5 protein-coding genes and 1 pseudogene are annotated in these 5,989 nt (G+C 68.1%); 5 read left to right on the top strand and 1 reads right to left on the bottom strand.

The features are described 5' to 3' along the window. Positions 1-246: 246 nt before the first annotated feature. From IY392_RS19365 to IY392_RS16890, 5 genes are all read left to right on the top strand, one after another. Complete coding sequence (locus IY392_RS19365; protein ID WP_228549560.1) at positions 247-1,377, top strand: tyrosine-type recombinase/integrase; 1,131 nt, start codon at positions 247-249, stop codon at positions 1,375-1,377. Beyond that, the gene (locus IY392_RS16905) at positions 1,374-1,709 is read left to right on the top strand and encodes a helix-turn-helix transcriptional regulator (RefSeq protein ID WP_182641547.1); all 336 of its coding nucleotides are present in this window, start codon (positions 1,374-1,376) and stop codon (positions 1,707-1,709) included. The genes IY392_RS19365 and IY392_RS16905 overlap by 4 nt, the downstream gene beginning before the upstream one ends. Positions 1,710-1,734: 25 nt before the next feature. Beyond that, complete coding sequence (locus tag IY392_RS16900) at positions 1,735-3,204, top strand: hypothetical protein (protein ID WP_194861858.1); 1,470 nt, start codon at positions 1,735-1,737, stop codon at positions 3,202-3,204. Between the two features lie 135 nt (positions 3,205-3,339). Beyond that, the gene (locus IY392_RS16895) at positions 3,340-3,996 is read left to right on the top strand and encodes a hypothetical protein (RefSeq protein WP_228549559.1); all 657 of its coding nucleotides are present in this window, start codon (positions 3,340-3,342) and stop codon (positions 3,994-3,996) included. 119 nt (positions 3,997-4,115) lie between these two features. Next, complete coding sequence (locus tag IY392_RS16890; protein WP_194861857.1) at positions 4,116-5,309, top strand: calcium/sodium antiporter; 1,194 nt, start codon at positions 4,116-4,118, stop codon at positions 5,307-5,309. Between the two features lie 329 nt (positions 5,310-5,638). Here IY392_RS16890 and IY392_RS16885 read toward each other — a convergent pair. After that, positions 5,639-5,860 (bottom strand): annotated as a pseudogene (locus tag IY392_RS16885) (FAD-binding dehydrogenase); the annotation flags it as partial. Positions 5,861-5,989: the final 129 nt, after the last annotated feature.

The following is a 5,989-nucleotide window of genomic DNA, read 5'->3' as shown; positions in this document are numbered from 1 at the left end:
AACGATGCCGAGTTGTAGATTGTGCGAACTCGACCCCTCCCCGAACTGCCCCTCGCCCGTAGTGCCCGACTGGCCTCGTGACCTGCGCGTGAGCAGGTGCCGGGCCAGCGCTTCCGCCCTTGTTGGACCGTGACCGCCAGCCGATGGCGGGATGGTGGCGGCGCTGCTACCTGCGGCCTCTTGTCGCGATTCGCATTTCATGCGACACTTTCGCACAAGACGCGAGCCATTTTTGGGCGGTGCGAGATGTCGCAGCAGGATCTTCCTCCAGGGTCGGCGCGGTTGCAGCTGGCCGACGGTATCGCTGTTCTACGTCCGGAAGCCTCGGTGTTCGAGGCGATGGTCACCGGCTGGTCTCACCAGCAGCTGGCACGAAACCTGTCTGCCGGCACGATCTCGGCGCGGGTGGCCACGATACGGCGGTTCCGGGACTTCTGCGATGCCGACGGCCCCTGGACCTGGACGCCGGCGATGGCCGATGACTGGATCACCGAACTACGCGGAGTCCACGGCATAGCGCACAGCACCGTCCTGAACTATCAAGGTGCGCTGCGGCACTTCATGGACTACCTGCTCGACCCGGCCTACGAGTGGGCCGAGCAATGCCAGGACCGGTTCGCCACGCATCCCGTACAGGTCATTACCGAGGCCAACTCGGCCCGCCACGTCCACCAGGGCCCCGGCGACCCACGCAAACGGGCGTACACCACCGACGAGCTGCAGGACCTGTGCGATACCGCGGACGAGCAGGTCACCCGCCGCTACGAGGTCGGCACGAAGGGGGCGATGGTGGCGCTGCGAACCGCGACGATCACCAAGGTCGCCTACGCATGGGGCCTGCGCCGCAACGAAGTTCGCATGCTGGACCTGACGGATTTTGGGCCGAATTCGCGTGCACGGCAGTTCGGCCGATTTGGGGTCTGCTACGTCCGGTACGGCAAGCCCGGCAAAGGATCCCCCGCCAAACGGCGCGGCGTACTGACCGTCCCAGAGACCGCGTGGGTGATCGACTGCCTCGAGCAGTGGATCGACCAGGGGCGCACCAGCTTCGACCGCACCACCGGGACCGCATTGTTTCCCACCGAACGGTCCGAACGAATCTCCCACGGGGCACTGTCCCACAGCTTCGCCGACCTCTGTGACACAGCCGGCCTGACCGACCCCGGACTGGACTTTCACTCCCTGCGCCGCAGCTACGTCACGCTGCTTGTCGAGTCCGGCTACGACACCCGCTTCATCCAAGAGCAAGTCGGACACGAGTACGCCTCGACCACCTCGCTCTACACCTTCGTCTCCCCCGACTACCGCAGCCGCGTCGTAGCCGCCGCCCTACGTGCCGCAGCCGGCCGCCTGCCCGAAAGGACGAACGAGACATGAAGCACCGGATCGCCTACCAGTGGCGACTACGCCAAGTCATGACCGACCGAGACATGCACAACCTGTCTGACCTGATCACCCCGCTGCATGAGGTCGGCATCGAGCTCTCCGCCTCGCAGCTCTACCGCCTCCTCGGACGCACCCCGGACCGGCTGCCCCTGGCGCTGCTCGGCGCCCTGTGCCACGTTCTGGACTGCAGCGTCGAGGACCTCTGCGACTTCCGTGTCGACGCCGCACCCTCGCGGCGCACCGCCACCGACGTCTCCCCCGCAGCTGATGGTCCGCTGCGACCGAAGCGGGCCCACATCCACCGACCCGGCCCACCGGCGTAGACGGACCCCCGCGCAGGCGACACACATGGCTGAAACATCGAAGTACCACTGCACACGGTGCGACGACGAGCGCCAGCCTCGCGGCGTGCGCTGGCCAGAGGGCTTCGTCTGCCGCCGTTGCTACCAACAGGCCACCCGTCGCCGCGGAACGTGTCCTCGCTGCCTGACACCGGACCGGCTCCTCCCCGGACTCTCCGGCAACCAGGCCATCTGCACCGACTGCGCAGCGATCGACGATCCCCGCCTGATCTGCACCCGCTGCGGCGATCAGGACGAACCCCACCGGCGCGGACTCTGCGCCCGATGCTGCCTCACCGACGACCTGACCGCCCTGCTCACCACCGCCGACACCGGATTCGTCTCGGCCGAGCTGAAACCGCTACTCGATGCGCTGACCAGCCAGGACCACCCGCGAAGTGCGCTCATCTGGCTACGCAATCCCGACGTGCGCCAGCTCCTCTCCGGCTTCGCGCAACACCGCTTGACCATCAGTCACGACACCTTCGCCCACTACCCCGCCGAGCGCACCGCACGTCACCTACGGGACCTGTTCATCAGCTGCGGAATCCTCGCGCCCTATGACCGCAACCTCGACCGCTTCACCAGCTGGCTCGAGAAAAAGCTCGCCTCCACACCAATCCACCAATCGCAGCAGGTCATCACCGGATTCGCCACCTGGCATCACCTGCGCAACCTCCGCGCCCGCGCGCAGCGCCAACCCCTGGAGAACGGGCCGATCGCCAACGCCAAACAGGAGATCACCGTGGCGATCGACTTCGTCAACTGGCTCTACACTCGTAACACTGCGCTGGCGGAAGCGACACAGTCCGATATCGACACCTGGCTCGTTACCGGGCCGACCACCCGCAGCACCGCCAGGATGTTCGTCAAGTGGTGCATCACGCACCAGCACATGGCCGCCCACCTCGCGTTCCCCCACCGACGGGCTCGAACCAGTCCCATGACCAGCGACGATGAGCGCTACGCTCAGCTGGCCACGATTCTGGAACGGCGAGAGACCCCGGTGTGGGTCAAATCCGCCACGGTCCTGCTGCTGATCTGCGCGCAACCAGTTTCGCGCATCGCCGCCATCCGACTGGACGCACTGAGAACCGACGACAGCGACGGCCTGTGGATCCGCTTCGCCGACGCCGAGGTAGCACTCCCGCATCCGCTCGCTGACCCGGTGATCGCGCTCATCGAGCATCGCCCCAACATGACCACCGCCGCCAACCGAACATCCCAGTGGCTATTTCCCGGGGTCACTGCAGGTCATCACATCAACCCGCAGTCACTGATGGGCAAGCTCCGCGACAACGGGATCGATCTTCGAGGCGCACGCAACAGCGCGATGCGTGAGCTGGTCCGCAGCATTCCCCCGGCGATCGCGGCAACCCAGTTCGGATACAGAGCTCAAACAACCGAACGCCACGCATTCATCAGCGGCGCCACCTGGAGCGCCTACCCCGAACTCCACCAAGAACCCGGCCCCTGATCAACCGCGACTCAACAGCACCCGGAAACCGGTATCGTTACGCGTTTCCGCTGTTACCCACTGGCGTCCGGACAGGTGCGGACCTGCGCGTGGCGAGTACAGAACCGAGCCGATCTTCTCCCCGGGCTGGCGCCCGTGAACTGGCCGTATCTGCGCCCCGGACCCCAGCGACGCACCACCTCCGTCGACTCGGGCGCGCTGACCCGGGCCCGCGAAGCGCTCGAGCGGCCCGGCGTGGTGCTGCCTCCGCGCCGCCAGTGGCCCACCGGCCTGGCCAAGCTCGACGTCCCACTCAAGGGCAAGATCGCCGACGGTCCCGCGGAGGGCCGCGCTCTGGCACGCCTCACCGATCTGGGCCTGGGCCAGAAGCTGCGCGCCCTGCTCGCCGAGCCCGACCAGGACGCACCCGAGTGGCTGGTCCGCGCCTGCGTACCGGTCCTGCGCGAGTGGGGCTGGGACGACCGCCCGACCGGTGTCGCGGCGCTACTCACCGGCGAGCACCCGATCCTCGTGCAGAGCCTGGCGCGCGCGCTGTCACAGATGGGCCGTATGGACTACCTCGGCGAACTCAGCCGCGACGAGGCGCTCCCGACGGTGACCGCCCAGAACTCGGCCTACCGCGTGGCCCAGCTGTGGGGCACGTTCTCCGGCCCGTCGACAGCGTCCGACGGCCCCGTCCTCCTGGTCGCCGACCTGCTCGGGACGGGGTGGACGATCACCGAGGCAGCCCGGCATCTCCGCTCGTCCGGGGTCCCGGCTGTCCTGCCGCTGGCGGTCGCCTCCGCCGGCTGAATCGCTGCCGGCGCATCGACAGACCGGAGTCCGGCACGGGATCATCGACCCATGGGTAATGCAACGAGGCCGTCACCGCCAGCCGGACCGGGGTTCATCACCACCCGATCGGAGCTGACATGAGCGCCCTGACGGTGGCCGCGCTCGCGGTGGGGTTCGTCCTGCTCATCGGCGGCGGCGAAGTGCTGGTGCGGGGCGCCGGCGGTCTGGCCGCGACCCTCGGGATCTCCCCGCTGGTGGTGGGACTCACCGTCGTCGCCTTCGCCACCTCGGCGCCGGAGTTCGCGGTAAGCGTCGATGCCGCGCTGAGCGGATACCCGGGATTGGCCGTCGGCAACGTCGTGGGCAGCAACATCGCGAACATTCTGCTCATCCTGGGGATGACCGCGATCGTCGCCCCTCTCGTGGCGACGTCCCGGATCGTGCGAGTCGACATCCCCATCATGGTGCTGTTCTCTCTGGTCGTGCTGCTTGTGGCACTCGACGGCACGATCAGCTTCCTCGACGGTCTGCTGCTGTTCGCCGGCCTCGTGACCTATACGACCGCGACGATCGTCATCGCGCGCAAACAGGATGGAGACCGCGCCACCGAGGCATTGGACGCCCCGGCCGGTGACAGCGCGGGCGAGACGACGCCGACCGGGGGCGAGACCTCGCACCCGGTCCTCCTCAACAGCGCTCTCGTGATCGCCGGGGTGGCGCTGCTCGTGATCGGGGCACGGCTACTCGTCACCGCGGCCAGTGATCTCGCGTCGGCCTGGGGGATGAGTGACCTGGTCATCGGTCTCACGGTGGTGGCCGTCGGGACATCCCTTCCCGAACTCGCGACGAGCATGGTCGCGGCGATCCGAGGTGAGCGCGACCTGGCGATCGGAAACATCGTGGGCAGCAACATGTTCAACATCGGTGCCGTTCTGGGGATGACCTCACTCATCGCGCCGATCGAGATCGCGGCCGGGGCCATCCGCTTCGACCTGCCGATCATGCTCGCGGTGTCCCTGGCACTGCTCCCGATCGCCTTCACCGGCCTGGCGATCGCACGGTGGGAGGGCGTTCTCTTCACCGGTTTCTACGCCGCGTACATCGCCTACGTCGTGCTCCAGGCGGCCGACCACGACGCGCTGGGGCCGTTCAGTGCCGCGATGCTGTGGTTTGTCATCCCCATCACCGCTCTGTGGTTGATAGTGCTGGCCACCTACGAACTCGGTGTGCTGCGTGGGCGGGCGCAGACCCGCGGGCGGCCGGTCACAGGTGACAGTGCTGCTCAGGACGCGGCGGCCGGCGGCTCAGGGGCCTCCCCGCCGCGCGCATGACAGCGACGACCGCCGCGCCGGCGGTGCCTGCCTCGATCAGACCTCCCGCGCCATCGCCCGGCCGGCCTTCATCCCCGAGAAGATGCAGCCTCCGAGGAACGTGCCCTCCAACGAGTTGTAGCCGTGCACGCCGCCGCCACCGAAGCCGGCAGCGGGTGCACACGGAAGCCTTCCCAGCGGTCCGTCCCGTACACGTACTCGGCGACGAGCCCGAGGCGGGGCTGTCCTTCGACGCCCAACTCAGGCTGGTCGCGCTGCTGCTCGAGCCTGGCAGCCGCCCTCGACCTCACGGGGCGGCGAGCCTGGCGTGCGTGAGCGTCTGCAGCAGGTCCACGTTCCCAGCCGACGGTGGGGATGATCCGCAGGCCCAGGTCGTGCAGGTATTTTCGCTTCTCCCCGGCGGCGAACTCGACGTACGCCCGCGCCCACTGCCGCGGCCAGTGGCCCTCGGGGCGGTCGAACCCGGCGGAGCCGAGCCAGTCCCGCCACGCCAGCTCGAGGGAGTCGGAGATCCCGATCCGCCGCTGCTCCGGGGTGTCCACCAGGAAGAGGCGGTGTCGTCGCCGACAGAGACCACGCCCAGGTTGGGCGCCAGCGCCGCCCGCCTGGGTCCGCTCCGCCACGTGCTGCGTCCAACCCCACCGAAACTCGACACCTCAGAACCCGGCACCTGATCAGTA

The organism is Dietzia sp. SYD-A1, assembly GCF_015356725.1.
GTDB lineage: Bacteria > Actinomycetota > Actinomycetes > Mycobacteriales > Mycobacteriaceae > Dietzia.
Note: the sequence above shows the minus strand (reverse complement) of the source record. Positions and strands in the feature narration are given on the sequence as shown.

Coding starts and splice junctions, on each gene's coding strand:
- IY392_RS16905 (WP_182641547.1), top strand. CDS start 1,374: ATGAAGCACCGGATCGCCTACCAGTGGCGACTACGCCAAGTCATGACC.
- IY392_RS16890 (WP_194861857.1), top strand. CDS start 4,116: ATGAGCGCCCTGACGGTGGCCGCGCTCGCGGTGGGGTTCGTCCTGCTC.
- IY392_RS16900 (WP_194861858.1), top strand. CDS start 1,735: ATGGCTGAAACATCGAAGTACCACTGCACACGGTGCGACGACGAGCGC.
- IY392_RS19365 (WP_228549560.1), top strand. CDS start 247: ATGTCGCAGCAGGATCTTCCTCCAGGGTCGGCGCGGTTGCAGCTGGCC.